General features: G+C 70.2%; 16 protein-coding genes. 12 read left to right on the forward strand and 4 right to left on the reverse strand.

All coding sequences use genetic code 11. The features are described from left to right. Window positions 1–9 precede the first annotated feature (9 nt). The 5 genes from ACQPZX_RS49280 (at window position 10) to ACQPZX_RS49300 (ending at window position 3994) form a co-directional block, all read left to right on the forward strand. Entirely contained in the window at window positions 10–345 is a 336-nt protein-coding gene (locus ACQPZX_RS49280; RefSeq protein WP_433372350.1) for a rhodanese-like domain-containing protein, read from the forward strand. Beyond that, a complete protein-coding gene (locus ACQPZX_RS49285) occupies window positions 342–1112 on the forward strand; it encodes a glycerophosphodiester phosphodiesterase (RefSeq protein WP_433372352.1) in 771 nt (256 codons plus the stop codon). Before ACQPZX_RS49280 ends, ACQPZX_RS49285 begins: the two co-directional genes overlap by 4 nt. 84 nt (window positions 1113–1196) lie before the next feature. Beyond that, window positions 1197–2324 (forward strand): sensor histidine kinase, encoded by a 1128-nt coding sequence (locus ACQPZX_RS49290; protein ID WP_433372354.1) that lies wholly within the window; start codon window positions 1197–1199, stop codon window positions 2322–2324. Between the two features lie 39 nt (window positions 2325–2363). Beyond that, window positions 2364–3242: a DUF5926 family protein gene (locus ACQPZX_RS49295; protein WP_433372356.1), complete on the forward strand. Its 879-nt coding sequence runs from the start codon at window positions 2364–2366 to the stop codon at window positions 3240–3242. 119 nt (window positions 3243–3361) lie between these two features. Next, window positions 3362–3994, forward strand: a complete 633-nt coding sequence (locus tag ACQPZX_RS49300) for a glycoside hydrolase family 16 protein (RefSeq protein ID WP_433372359.1) — start codon at window positions 3362–3364, stop codon at window positions 3992–3994. Between the two features lie 447 nt (window positions 3995–4441). On the opposite strand, the gene ACQPZX_RS49305 is transcribed toward ACQPZX_RS49300, so the two are convergent. Further along, entirely contained in the window at window positions 4442–5647 is a 1206-nt protein-coding gene (locus ACQPZX_RS49305) for an arginine deiminase (protein ID WP_433372360.1), read from the reverse strand. Window positions 5648–5973: 326 nt separating this feature from the next. Between ACQPZX_RS49305 and ACQPZX_RS49310 the strand changes: the two genes are divergently transcribed. The 5 genes from ACQPZX_RS49310 (at window position 5974) to pheA (ending at window position 9239) form a co-directional block, all read left to right on the forward strand. Then, window positions 5974–6651, forward strand: coding sequence for a hypothetical protein (locus ACQPZX_RS49310; RefSeq protein ID WP_433386000.1), 678 nt, complete (start codon window positions 5974–5976; stop codon window positions 6649–6651). An 82-nt stretch (window positions 6652–6733) separates the two neighbouring features. Beyond that, a complete protein-coding gene (locus ACQPZX_RS49315) occupies window positions 6734–7192 on the forward strand; it encodes a hypothetical protein (protein ID WP_433372363.1) in 459 nt (152 codons plus the stop codon). 73 nt (window positions 7193–7265) lie between these two features. Further along, window positions 7266–7655 (forward strand): ACT domain-containing protein, encoded by a 390-nt coding sequence (locus ACQPZX_RS49320; RefSeq protein ID WP_433372365.1) that lies wholly within the window; start codon window positions 7266–7268, stop codon window positions 7653–7655. A gap of 25 nt (window positions 7656–7680) precedes the next feature. Further along, the gene (locus ACQPZX_RS49325) at window positions 7681–8274 is read left to right on the forward strand and encodes a hypothetical protein (protein ID WP_433372368.1); all 594 of its coding nucleotides are present in this window, start codon (window positions 7681–7683) and stop codon (window positions 8272–8274) included. A 17-nt stretch (window positions 8275–8291) separates the two neighbouring features. Next, window positions 8292–9239, forward strand: coding sequence for a prephenate dehydratase (gene pheA, locus ACQPZX_RS49330; protein ID WP_433372371.1), 948 nt, complete (start codon window positions 8292–8294; stop codon window positions 9237–9239). Between the two features lie 158 nt (window positions 9240–9397). On the opposite strand, the gene ACQPZX_RS49335 is transcribed toward pheA, so the two are convergent. The 3 genes from ACQPZX_RS49335 to ACQPZX_RS49345 all read right to left on the reverse strand — a co-directional run bounded on the left by ACQPZX_RS49335 (window position 9398) and on the right by ACQPZX_RS49345 (window position 11056). Continuing rightward, window positions 9398–10138: an AIM24 family protein gene (locus ACQPZX_RS49335; protein WP_433372373.1), complete on the reverse strand. Its 741-nt coding sequence runs from the start codon at window positions 10136–10138 to the stop codon at window positions 9398–9400. 42 nt (window positions 10139–10180) lie between these two features. After that, window positions 10181–10522: a metallopeptidase family protein gene (locus tag ACQPZX_RS49340; RefSeq protein WP_433386003.1), complete on the reverse strand. Its 342-nt coding sequence runs from the start codon at window positions 10520–10522 to the stop codon at window positions 10181–10183. A 105-nt stretch (window positions 10523–10627) separates the two neighbouring features. Then, entirely contained in the window at window positions 10628–11056 is a 429-nt protein-coding gene (locus tag ACQPZX_RS49345) for an OsmC family protein (protein ID WP_433372376.1), read from the reverse strand. 66 nt (window positions 11057–11122) lie between these two features. Here ACQPZX_RS49345 and ACQPZX_RS49350 point away from each other — a divergent pair, with 66 nt between their 5' ends. Together ACQPZX_RS49350 and serS are read left to right on the forward strand one after the other, a co-directional pair. Continuing rightward, window positions 11123–11914, forward strand: coding sequence for a hypothetical protein (locus ACQPZX_RS49350; protein WP_433372379.1), 792 nt, complete (start codon window positions 11123–11125; stop codon window positions 11912–11914). Between the two features lie 54 nt (window positions 11915–11968). Next, the gene (gene serS / locus ACQPZX_RS49355; protein ID WP_433372381.1) at window positions 11969–13231 is read left to right on the forward strand and encodes a serine--tRNA ligase; all 1263 of its coding nucleotides are present in this window, start codon (window positions 11969–11971) and stop codon (window positions 13229–13231) included. The last annotated feature ends 84 nt before the right edge of the window (window positions 13232–13315 follow it).

Genomic DNA, 13315 nt, shown 5'->3' on the forward strand with positions numbered 1-13315 from the left:
CTGAGAGCCGTGTTCGGACCACAGGTTCCCAGCGTGACCCCCGATGAGGTCTCCCCCGACGCGTACCTCCTGGATGTGCGCGAGCCCGACGAGTGGGAGGCCGGCCACGCCCCCGGCGCCCACCACCTGCCCATGATGGAGGTCCCGGCCCGGCTGGCCGAGATCCCCGCCGACCAGGAGGTCGTCGTGGTCTGCCGCTCCGGCGGCCGCTCCGGCCAGGTGGTGTCGTACCTGATGGGCAACGGATGGGACAACGTACGCAACCTCGACGGCGGCATGCAGGTGTGGGCCGCCGTCGGGCGCGACGTCGTCAGCGAGAACGGGAAACCCGCTCAAGTTCTATGAAGAGGCCCCTGGTCTTCGCGCACCGCGGCGGCGCGGACGCGCTTCCCGAGCACACGCTCGGCGCCTACCTCCGCGCGATCGAGGAGGGCGCCGACGGGCTCGAGTGCGACGTGCGGCTCACCCGCGACGGGCATCTCGTCTGCGTGCACGACCGCAACCTCAACCGTACGAGCAACGGCCGCGGCCTGGTCAGCAGCAAGACCCTGGCGCAGCTCGACCAGCTGAACTTCGGCTCCTGGCACCCGGGCTATCCCAGCGACGAGGAGCTGCCCGACCTGAGCCGGCTGCTCACGCTCGACCGGCTGCTGGAAGCGCTGCGTGACTGCGGCCGGCCGGTGCGGCTACTCATCGAGACGAAGCATCCGTCACGGTACGGCGCCGAGGTGGAGCGCAAGCTCGTCGAGACGCTGCGCCGGCACCACCTGCCCGACGAGCGGGTGCACGTCACGGTGATGTCGTTCGCCGCGCTCGCCCTGCGCCGCATCCGCGCCCAGGCGCCGGAGGTGCCGACGGTCTACCTGCTGGAGATCCCGCCGCCCGGGGTGGGACGCGGGCGGCTTCCGTTCGGCGCGCGCATCGCCGGTCCCGGCGTCGGCCTGGTCCGCTCCCGGCCGGCCCTGGTGCCCTCGATCAAGCAGGCCGGCCACCAGGTGTACGTGTGGACCGTGAACGAGCCCCCGGACCTGGAGATGGTGCTCGAGCACCAGGTGGACGGCGTGATCACCGACCGCCCGAAGTTCGTGCTGGAACGCCTGGCCGAGATGTGACGTCACACACGGTACGGTGAATCGCACCAAGATCCGCATGCAACCATCTGCCCAAAACACAGGAAGCGAGGCAGACTCGCAGACATGCCGGAGCGTCCCGACTACGCCGCGCTGACCCGTGGTCAGATCGCGGTCCTGGATCGGCTCAAAGCCGGCGAGGTGGGGCTGCCCCTGGTGCAGCGAATCGTCCGCCTCGCCCAGGAGGTGCTGGGCGCAGAGGGCGCGGGCTTCGTCGAGTACGCCGCCGACCACGGCCGGGTGGTCGCCGCCACTGGGGCGTGCGTCCAGGCGATCGGCCGCCGGGTCTCCGGAAATCCGGCGCCCCTGCACGAGCTCAACGAGATCTTCGCGAAGCAGGTCGCGGGCGGGGACATCCACCGGGTGCTGGGCGCGCGGAGCGAGGGCGGCTCGATCCATGTGTATCTGCCCGACAAAGCGGACAGTTCGTACGAAGAGGTTTTGGAGCTCCTAGCGGGCTACCTCGGCCACATCTACGCGATGCAGCGACGCGACCCCGATCAGGCCCGCCGGCAGGAAAATCGCGATCTCTGGCTCGCGGTCACCAGCCACGAGCTGCGCACCCCGGTGACCGTGATCAAGGGGTACGCGGACACGCTCGCCAACCACTGGGAGTCGCTGGGCGAGCAGGGTCGCCAGGAGGCCGTACGCGTGATCGGCGCTCGCTCCGGCGAGCTGGCCCGGCTGGTCGACCGCCTGCTGTCGGCGACCAGCGACGACGGCGAGGTCGGCGGCGGCACGCCCGGCCCGTTCGAGCTGCCCGAGACGCTGCGCAACGCCGTCGAGGAGCTGCCGGAAGACCTGCGCCGCCGGATCGTGCTGGGCAACCTGCCGGCCGAGCTGCCGAAGGCGTACGGCGAACGCGAGTCGATCGCCACGATCCTCACCGAGCTGGCCACGAACGCGGAAAAGAACTCGCCGGCCGACTCCCCGATCGAGCTGTGCGCGGCGGCCGACGGCGAGACCCTGCGCTTCCGGGTGTCCGACCGCGGCATCGGCATCCGGCCCGAGCACGTCGAGCGGGCCTTCGAGCGGTACTGGCAGGCCGAGGCGGGCGACCGGCGGCGTCATCCCGGTGCGGGGCTGGGGCTCTACCTCGTACGCCGTCTGGTGGAGCGGCAGCAGGGGTGGGTCTCGCTGCGGCCGCGGGACGGCGGCGGCACCACAGCCGAGGTGCGTCTCCCGCGCGCCTGAGTGGCCCGAAGCCGAAAACACCGCCTAGGCTGTCTCGCCGTGAGCAAGCGTCGCAACCAACGCCAAACCGCACCGAAGCGCGAGAAGGTGCGCGACATCTTCGTCGCCCGGCCGTTCGAGGGCCTGGCCGACGAGCCGGAGTGGATCGCCCTGCGCGAGCTGGTCCCGGCCGCCTCGGCGCCGCTGACCCTCAAGCCCGAGATCCTCGAGGAGTACGGCGACCGCCCGATCACCTTGTCGACGGTGCTGCCGATGGCGTGGCCCGCGATGACGCGTACGGATGGGCGGGTTTTCATCGGCCTTCAGCGGCACGTGCAGTCCGGCGATGTCTCCCGCGACCTGGCGGTGGCGATCCTCAGCGCGCTGCGCACCGAGCCCGGCGACACCGTGTCGGTCCCCGCGCTGCCCGGCGAGGGCCCGCGCCTGCAGGACATCCTGGTCGACGGCCCGCTCGACGTGACCATGCAGGAGGGCTTCGAGTACTGGCTCGACGCCGACCAGGCCGAGGACCCGACCGTGAAGGCGTCCCTCGAGCGGGCGAACGCGTCGATCTACCCGACCGTGCGTCTGGCGGCGGCGCGGGCGGCGTACTGGTGCCGGGTGGCGCCGGACAAGGGCCACGTGCGCTGGGTGCTGCCCGAGCCGGAGGACAGCGCGCTGGACGCCTTGGCGCGGCTCTCGGCCTCGGGAGACCTGCTGCTGGGCGAGAACACGAAGTTCGCCGGCATGTTCCGCGCGCACGGCCTGCTGGTGCCGGTCTGGGACATCCCCGGCGAGCCGGAGGCGCCCGACTGGGAGGCGCCGCTGGCCGACTTCGCCAAGCGCTACGCCGACATCCTCGCCGAGACCGGCCCGCTCGACGCCGACGCCCGCCGCGCCAAGCAGGGCCTGATCGGCCGGCAGCTGACGCTGCGATGATCCTCGCGGAGCGGTTCACCTCCGATGAGCTGGACCGCTCCGTCTGGGTGCCCTGGTACCTGCCACATTGGAGCTCGCGAGCCGCTTCCGCAGCGACATATCGGATCGAAGCGGGCGAAATGCGCCTCAGCATTCCGCCTGATCAGCCGCTGTGGGCCGAGGGCGTGCACGAGACACCGTTACGGGTCTCCGCCATCCAGAGCGCCAACTTCTCCGGCCCGGTCGGCAGCACGATCGGCGGCCAGCCGTTCCTCGACAACCAGCAGGTCCGCGAGGAGCAGCCGGAGTTCTGGGGATGCACGCCGCTCTACGGCCACATCGAGATCCGCATGCGCGGCATCATCACGCCCCGTTCGATGGTCGCGTTCTGGCTCTCCGGCATCGAAGACCTCCCCGAACGCTCCGGCGAGATCTGCGTGATGGAGGTCTTCGGCACCCGTCCCCAGGGCGTGGGGATGGGCCTGCACCGCTTCCGCGATCCCCGGCTCACGGAGGACTGGTCGGTGGTCGATCTAGCGATCGACGTCGAGGCCTTTCACACGTACGGCGTGGATTGGCGCCCTGATCACCTGTCCTTCACCGTCGACGGCTCGGTGGTGAAGGAGGTGCCGCAGGCGCCCGACTACCCGGTCCAGCTGGAGATCGCGGTCTTCGACTTTCCCGACAAAGCGGTCCCGGGGGAAACTCCGACCCCCGAGCTGATCGTCTCGCACGTCACGGTAGATCATGGGACGTCGGTGCGTGCCGGCTAAGGCTCGGCTAACTTCGTCGGTGAAGTCCCGGACAGCGGGGAACGGCGATCCGAGATGCGCCATTCGCAAGACAAGAGGTGGGTGAATGTGGCATTCGTCCGCCAATACCCGTTTCTTCTCCTTGTCGGCGTCTTGCTTCCGTAGCGGATCAGGCACATAAGGTAGCGACAAGAGAGCCGGAAGGACCTTTTGCCGGAGGTCGCAGTGACTGTCTTCTCGCGCTCTCCCAAAATGACCCCCGCCCGAAACCCAAGCGCACCAGCAAGAAGGCGCGCCCGGCCCGCGACCAATGGTCGACGCGGAGCGTCGCCACGTCGGTGAACGGCATGCTGGTCGGTGTCAGCGGAGTGTTCCTGGCAACCAGGTCCGTCCTCGTGACCATCATCGCCACCGTGGCGGCATTGACGCTCGGCGTCGCCATCGTCCTCGGCCGCAAATAGACGGCCGTTACGCGGCCCGCGTGAGGGGTGCTCGCTCGATCGGGCAGCTCATGCATCTCGGGCCGCCCCGGCCGCTGCCCAGCTCGCTGCCGCTGATGCGGACCACCTCGATGCCCGCCCGCTCGAGTTGGGCGTTCGTCTCGATGTTCCGCTCGTAGGCGACGCAGAGCCGCGGCGCGATGGCGAGCGTGTTGTTGCCGTCGTCCCACTGCTCCCGTTCGGCCGTGACCGGGTCGAGGCCGGTCTCGATGGTGCGCAGCCGCTCGATGCCCATGGCATCGGCGGCGGCCTCCAGGAACGGGCGTGGCGGTCCGGCGTGCGGCTCACCGTCGGCGTCCGCGATGACCGTGTACGCCCGCAGCGAGTCGGCCGCGTTCGGATACATCACGACCGCGTCGACGTCGACCATCGTGCACACGGTGTCGAGGTGCATGGTCGCCCGCTCCTGGGCGATCGGCACCACCAGGATCGTGCGCATCGCCGCCACCTCGAATACACGCCGGGCGAGGCGCTCGGCCCCGGCCGGGGTGGTGCGCTCGCCGACCCCAATGGCCAGCACGTCGGGCGCCAGCACCAGCACGTCCCCGCCCTCGACGTGCTCGAGCGACGGCTCGTACAGCAGCTCCACCCCGGCGAAGCGCGGGTGGTAGCGGTAGATCGCCCTGGTGAGCGTGGTCTCCCGGGCGCGGGCCGGCATGGCGAGGCTGGTGACCGCGACCCGGTCGCGCACCCAGACCGAGGAGTCGCGGGTGAACAGCAGGTTGGGCAGCGGGTCGATCACGAAGTCGTGGGGGTCCATGAGCTCGTACACGAGCCCTCGCGGACCCGGCTTGAGCTCGCCGTGCGCGAGGCCGGCCATCAGCACCTCGGCGAGCCGGCTCGGATCCTGGTCGGCGAGGTAGCTCCGGACGCCGCTCCGCAGGGTGTCGCCGAGCCGCCGGTCGTCGAGCACCGCCTCGGTGAGCTCGTCCCGCGCCTCGGGGATGGTCAGGGTCTCGGACAGCAGATCGCCGAGGTAGAGCACCTCGACCCCGCGCTCGCGCAGGGCCGAGGCGAACGCGTCGTGCTCCTCCTGCGCGCGTCCCACCCAGGGGATGCCGTCGAAGAGAAGGGAGTCGTTGTTCCGGGGTGTCAGGCGGGCGAGCTCGGCTCCGGGCCGGTGCAGCAGGGCGGTCCGGAGAGGGCTCACTTCACTGTCGACGTAGTGAACCATCTCGGTACTCCTCGCGTTTGACCGATGACGTTCTGACTAGATCATGGGACATCGGTGCACGAGAGCGAAGGTGAGGCTAACTTTGTGCTTGAAGCTGCCGAACCGGGGAGACGACGCAAGATGCACCATCCGCAAGAAGTCGCGGTGCATGAATGTCTGATTCATCCCCACTCACTCGCCTCTCTTTCACCCCGATGTCTTGCTTCCGTGTGGGGGCGAGCACGTACGGTAGTGACTAGAGAGCCCGAAGAGACCTTTTGCCGGAGGTCGCAGTGACTGTCTTCCCGCGCCCTGCTCTGCCCGTACCCGTCAAGGCGCCACCCGCGATAAGCCGCCGCCCCGCGGCCGCGACCGCTATTGACACTTCCCGCACCACGCCCGCCGACTGGGCCCGCCGCCGCCGTGCCGAACGAGACGCCCGCCGTCTCGAGGCCGCCGGAAACCGCGCGCTGACCCGGCTCGACCGGCTGGGGCCCAACTGGCACATCGTCGACTGGCCGCGCACCGATGCGCAGGGCTATTACGAGCCCGACCTCGCCGACGACCGTGCCGGCTTCCTCGCGATCGGCCCCGGCGGTGTGTACGCGGTGACCGTGGCCGACCACGGCCGCGCCCGCGTGCTGATCGCCGGCGACGTCGTCCAGATCAACGGCAAGCGCCCGCAGTACATCGCGGAGGCTCGCCGTGAGGCCCGCCGCGCCAGCAAGGCGCTGTCCGCCGCCGTCGGTCTGAGCGTGCCGGTGACCCCCGTGCTGACCTTCGTCGGCAACGGCGTGATCAGCGTGCACGGCCTCCCCAAGGAGGTCCTGGTCTCGACCGACAAGGAGCTCGACCGCCTGCTCATCGCGGGTGGCGCGCGCATCTCGCCGGCCACCGCCAGCAAGCTCTCAGCCGTCGCCAACCACCCTGGTACCTGGGCAAACGCGCCCTATCGCCCGGCCGGTGACTACCGGTGGCACCCCGACGGACAAACGGCCGCTGACAAGCGGACAGCACGCCGGTAACGTTCCTTCCGGTGTACTCGACGGGTCGCCGCCGCTGACGCGGCGGCGTCGCCCGCCGAGCCGAAGGAGCGAGGAGGACCGGGTGGCACACGTCGAGCTCTCCCTGTCGGGAGCGTTCGTGCCCCAGGCGCGCACACCGGCCGAGGCCGAGTTCGTTACCAGTCTCGAACGGTGGACTGTCGCGGTGGCCGAGGCCGCCGAGCCGTGTCTGGTGATCGACACGTCCACCACGATCCTGGCCGTGTCGGCCTCGTGCTGCGAGCTGTTCGGCCTGGGTAAGCCCGCCGAGGTGACCGGGCAGCCGCTCGGCTCGGCCCTGCGGCTCATCGACTTCACGGCCGGCGCCGGCGAGCTCGACGAGACCGACGTGGAAAAGATCCCGCCGCTGCTGGCGATCCGCAGCGAGCGGCTGGCCCGCGGTCTGCTGCGCACGGTGCCCACCCCCGGCGAGCCCCCGCTGACCGTCGACGCCATCACCACGCCACTCCTGAACGCCGAGAGAGTCGCCGGTTCGCTGACTTTCTTTGCTTCCGTGCGCTGATTTCCGCCGATGTGGCGTTTACCGCACCTCTAGGGGTTGGGCAAGGGCTGATCTCGAACCGTAGTCTGCCCTCATGCTCGATCTAGATCTGCTACCGGAGGAGTACGCGGTGTGCCGGCTGCCGGCCGGTTCGCCGATTCCGGCTTCGCTGGCCGCGGGTCCGGACGACAAGAGCGTCATCGCGCTGAGCTGGGCGCCCGACGAGTTGTCGATCATCTGCCCGGCCGACCGGGTGCCGGACGGCGCGGTGGCCGACACGGCCTGGCGATGCCTGCGCGTGGCCAGTCAGGTCGAGCTGGCGCTGTCCGGGGTGCTCGCCTCGCTGATCAAGCCGCTCGCCGACGCCCGGGTCAACATCGTGACCTTCTCGACGTACTCGACCGACTACCTTCTGGTGCCCTCCGTGCGGCTGTCGGAGGCGGTAGACACCCTGCTCGCCGCCGGGCACCGCATCGCCTCCTGACCCAGGCACGCCTACCATGTGCGGCGTGTCCCCCCGCACGCTCCTCATCCCCCTGGGCGCCCTGTTTCTCGGCGCCCTGACGCTACTGAGCGCCTGTGGCACCCCACCACAGCCGCCGCTCAAGTCGCCGCCCCTCGTCAGCCAGAGCGCGGCCCCCTTGTCGCTCCCGCCGTCCGTCCTGCCCGGCCTGCCCGCCACGACGACCGCCCCGACGCTGGCGGTCACTCCGACGTTCGGCGCCTATCCGACATACCCGACGTATGCCTACCCGACCTACACGACGCCGGCGACCACCAAGTCACCGACGCCGACCCCATCGCACGCCGCTCTCTGCAGCGGCTCGCCCACCGGCCCGCAGATCCTCGCGCTGATCAAGAACCAGAAGGGCGTCCCGAAGGTGACTCTCCAGGTCGACTCCGGGCCCTACTGCTCGGGCGACTGGTCGTTCACGACGGTCGAGGTCGCCGGCTCGAACGAGGACCAGCTCGAGCCCCTGATGGTGGTCGCCACCGGCAAGGACGCGACGCTGGCGTTCGTCACGGCCGGCTCCGACGTCTGCATCAACCGGGTGCAGACCACCGCGCCGCCGGGGATCCGAGTCCTGGCCTGCGGCTACTGACGGCTTAGACTGCGCCCATGCCGGGAACGCCGCCGTCACGCTTCGTCTACCTCGGTCCGGAGGGCACCTTCACCGAGGCGGCCCTTCGCACCCTGCCCGCCGCCGAGCGCGGGATCCGTACGCCCGCGCGCAGCGTTCCCGAGGCGCTCGAGGCGGTGCGCGCCGGCGACGCCGACGCGGCCCTGGTCCCGCTGGAGAACTCGGTGGGCGGCGCCGTCCCGGTCACCCTCGACGAGCTGGTCACCGGCAGCCCGCTGGTGATCACCCGCGAGGTCGTGATCCCGGTCGAGTTCGTGCTGGCCGCCCGGGAGCTCACCCCGCTCGCCTCGATCCGCACGGTGGCCGCACACCCGCAGGCCTCCGCCCAGTGCCGCAACTGGCTGCTGGCCCACCTGCCCGACGCGGTGGTGGTCGACGTGCTCTCCAACGCCGCGGCCGCGATCAGCGCCGCCGCCGGGGAGCACGACGCGGCCCTGTGCGCGCCGATCGGCGTGCCGCGCAACAAGCTGACCGTGCTGGCCGACAAGGTGGCCGACCACGCCGACGCGGTGACCCGGTTCGCCCTGCTCAGCCGGCCCGGCCCGGTCGGCGAGCCGACCGGCGACGACGTCACCTCGCTGGCCGTCTCGATCCGGCGCGACCAGGTGGGCGCGCTGCTCGCGGTGCTCACCGAGCTCAGCGTGCGCGGCATCAACCTGTCCCGCATCGAGTCCCGCCCGACCGGCGAGCAGCTGGGGACGTACTTCTTCTTCCTCGACTGCACCGGCCACGTGGCCGAGACCCGGATGGGCGAGGCGCTGCAGGGCCTGCGCCGGATCTGCGCCGAGGTCCGCTTCCTCGGCAGCTACCCCCGCCACCAGCAGGTCCACGAGGAGCCGGCCCCGGGCGTCCCGGGCCTGACCGATGCCGACTTCGCCGACTCGGCGGCGTGGCTGGCACGCCTCCGAGCCGGAGACGCACATTGAGGTGAGCGCGGAATCAGGTAACTGCCCGCAATCGCCCCGCAGATGAGGAGACAGTCGGTTTTTCGTCGCCGCGGGGGTTTGCGGCGCCGGAAAATCGCCTGGCTCCTCATCTGCCTCGAAGGGGCGATTGCCCGCGGAGCGAAGCGGAGCCAGCTGGCTCAGTTCCCGAGCAGGTTGCCGAGCAGGCCACCGCTCTGGCCGGACTGCTGGCCCGCGCCGGCGCCGGCGATGCCGCCGATGAACTCCTCGGAGGGCTGCACGACGACGAAGCCCTGACCGGCGAAGCTCATCGTGTAGCGCTCCCCGGTGGTGCGGCCCAGCAGCGTGCCGAGGCCGAGCTGCTCAGCGCGGTGGTAACCGGTCTGCAGGTTGGCCGACCAGCAGATCGCGGCCTGCGGGTCGACGTACGTGGGCTGGTCGACGGTGAGCACCACGGGGCTGCCCTTGGTGGTGACGGCGATCCGGCCGTACCCGCTGAAGACGCAGTTGAACAGGCCGGCGTTGGACATCATCCCGGCGCCGCCGACCATCTTGATGTCGTACTGCAGGGTCGAGTCGAACGCGAGGACGTTCGTCCCGTTGATGGAGAGCGCGTCGCCCTGCTCGAGGTCGATGAGGTGGACATCGGCGGCCCGGTCGGCGAGGAAGACGTCACCCTGGCCGCGGACGCGCATCAGCGGCACACCCTCGCCGGTGAGCTTCTGCTTGATGAACTTGCCGAAACCGCCGGACCCGAGCGCCTCGAACTGAACGTTGCCCTGGTAGGCAACCATCGAGCCCTGCCGAGCCATGAACTCGCCGTTCAGCTCGGCCTTGAGCAGCTTGGAGTTCTGCAGCCGAAGACCGGGCTGGGCCGACTCCTTCTCGAGGTTCTCAGCCGAAAAAAGTTCGCTGCGCATGAAGCCTGTCCTCCTGAATCAGATGTGATCTCAGGGTAGAGGTCAGGCCCAACCCAGCTCGTGCAGGCGGTGATCATCGATCCCGAAGTGGTGGGCGATCTCGTGCACCACGGTGATGGCGACCTCGTCGACGACGTCGGTCTCGGTCTCGCAGATGCGCAGCGTGGGCAGCCGGTAGATCGTGATGCGGTCGGGCAGCACGCCGGCGTAGTCCCACCCGCGGTCGGTCAGCGCCGTGCCCTCGTAGAGGCCCAGCAGGTCGTCGCTGCCGTCCGGCGGCTTGTCCTCGACGAGCACGACCACGTTGTTCATCATCGACATCAGCTCGACCGGCACCTCGTCGAGCGCCTCGCCAACGAGTTCCTCGAAGCGTTCACGACTCATCTCGACCGGCACGCGACCATTGTGCCCACACCGGGGCGCAACCGGGTGAGCCGACGCGGTCGGGGTGGTCGGGTCCCGGCCGCATCGGCTTGCAGGCGGTGCGGATCAGGCGAGCTTGGCGCTCAGCGTGATCTGGGCGCCGGGGGAGAGCAGCCGGGAGATCGGGCAGTTCTCCTTGGCACCCTCGGCGATCTTCTGGAAGGTGGCGTCGTCGATGCCGGGGACGTTGCCCACGGTCTCGAGGTCGATGCGGGTCACGCCGAAGCCGGCGTCGCCCTTGTCGAGGTGGACCTTCGCGACGGTCTCGACGGAGGTCGGGGTGAATCCGGCGTCCGCGAGGCCCTTCGAGAACGCCATCGAGAAGCACCCGGAGTGCGCGGCGGCGATGAGCTCCTCGGGGTTCGTCCCCTCGCCCTCCTCGAAGCGCGACTTGAACGAGTAGTTCCCCTGATAACCGCCCTTACCGGTCTTGATCGTGCCGGAACCCTCGGTGAGGTTCCCTTCCCAGCGGGCCGTAGCGGTGCGAATAGGCATGTCCAGAACGCTAGTCCATCGGACGCCCGCTGGCCGGGCGACCGGGCACCGGTCATCATGGGTCACATGCCCCTCGAGCATCGGCCGATCGATCTCGACGTACCGCCCGCTGTCCCGCCCGCCGACGACGTGGTCGAGTTCGGCGGCGACGCACGCCCGGCGCGGCGTCGCTGGAGCACGGCCGGGCTCAGCCGGTCCCTGATCACCGACCGCCGCGTCGTGCCGCTGGCTGCCGTTCTCGGCGCGGTCGCGCTGCTCGCCTCGCTGATCTCCGAGTGGCAGGTCACCACGGTGGACTCCGAGGTGTTCGGCGGCGAGGTCGGCGCGCATCCGCTCGCCACCGACGTCACCGACCTCGGCGCCCTCGGCACCGGTTACCTGGTCGGATTCTTCCCGCTGGTGTGCGCGGTGGTGCTGACCATGTTCGGCCCGGCCGCGGGCCGGCGCTGGGCACGGCTCGCCGGCATGAGCGTCGCCGGCACGATGCTGGCCCTGCTCTTCGCGACCGCCTCGTCGCTGGGCGGTCAGAGCCGCACGGTTCCCAACCTCTACACACTCCAGTTCGACAAAGATCAAGTTCAGGTGGTGTACGGGCGGGGGCTGTGGTGCGCCGTGGCCGGGGTGTTGCTGGCGATGGCCGCCCTCTACCTCGCCGAGCGGCATCAGCCCGCGCCACCCGCCGCCTACACCCCGGCCGAGCCGCCCGCCGCGAGTGACGAGTCGGCCTGGCGCTGGCGGCGCCCGCCGTCCCCGCGTGAGGAGGAGCGGCCCGCCGACCAGCCGCTCGAGCTGACGGTCGGCCCGGCGAAGCCGTTCACGTCGCTCGGGGACGACCGCGACAAGCCCGGCTCTTCGTGACGCCGAGGGATATCCGGGTGAAGTGGGTCCAGGCCCGCCGGTAGGCTCCTCAACGTGATTGACCTGCGTCTGCTCCGCGAGGACCCCGAGCTGATCCGCGCCAGCCAGCGACTGCGCGGCGAACCCGTCGAGGCGGTCGACTCCCTGCTGCGCGCCGACGAGGAGCGCCGGGCCGCGACCCAGCGGTTCGAGGCCGTCCGGTCCGAGCAGAACGCGTTGAGCAAGCGCATCCCGAAGGCGTCGCCCGACGAGCGTGCCACCCTGCTGGCCCGCACCAAGGAGCTGGCGGCCGAGGTCAAGGCGGCCGAGGCGGCGGCGAGCGCGGCCAACGAGGCGCTGCGCGAGGCCCATCTCGCGGTGCCCAACGTGGTGCAGGACGGCGTCCCGCCCGGCGGCGAGGACGACTTCATCGTGCTGCGCGAGGTCGGCGACCGCCCCTCGATCGACAACCCGAAGGACCACCTCGAGATCGGCGAGGGCCTGAAGGCGATCGACACCGAGCGCGGCGCCAAGGTGTCGGGCTCGCGCTTCTACTTCCTGACCGGGGTGGGCGCGCTGCTCCAGCTCGGCCTGCTCCAGATGGCCATCGCCCAGGCCGTCGAGCACGGCTTCACCCCGTCGATCACCCCGACCCTGGTCAAGCCCGAGTCGATGGAGGGCACGGGCTTCCTCGGCTCGCACGCCAGCGAGGTGTACCGCCTCGAGGCCGACGACCTGTACCTCGTCGGCACCTCGGAGGTCGCGCTCGCGGCGTACCACTCGAATGAGATCTTGGATCTCGCCGCGGGACCGGAACGCTTCGCCGGATGGTCGTCGTGCTATCGCCGTGAGGCGGGGTCGTACGGCAAGGACGTGCGCGGCATTCTGCGGGTGCACCAGTTCGACAAGGTCGAGATGTTCTCGTTCTGCAAGCCGGAGAACGCCGCCGACGAGCACCTGCGCCTGCTGGCCATGGAGGAGGAGATGCTCGCCAAAGTCGAGATCCCCTACCGGGTGATCGACGTGGCGGCCGGCGACCTCGGCTCGAGCGCCTCGAGGAAGTACGACTGCGAGGCGTGGGTGCCATCGCAGGGCCGCTACCGCGAGGTCACCTCGACGTCGAACTGCACGACGTTCCAGGCCCGCCGGCTCAACATCCGGTACCGGGACGAGGACGGCAAGCCGCAGACCGCCGCCACGCTGAACGGGACGCTCGCCACCACCCGCTGGCTGATTCCGATCCTGGAGAATCACCAGCAGCCGGACGGCTCGGTGCGGGTGCCGAAGGCGCTTCAGCCCTACGTGGGTGGCCGTGACGTTCTCGAACCGGTCCGCTAACGGGTAATACATCTGCCCGCTACCAGAAGTCATAGCCGCAGGTAGTTGGGCAGGTGTACCGTTTTCCTTCCGCCCTCCGCGGGG

The sequence above is a fragment of the Actinoplanes sp. CA-142083 genome, assembly GCF_050942195.1.
Taxonomy (GTDB): Bacteria; Actinomycetota; Actinomycetes; order Mycobacteriales; family Micromonosporaceae; genus Actinoplanes.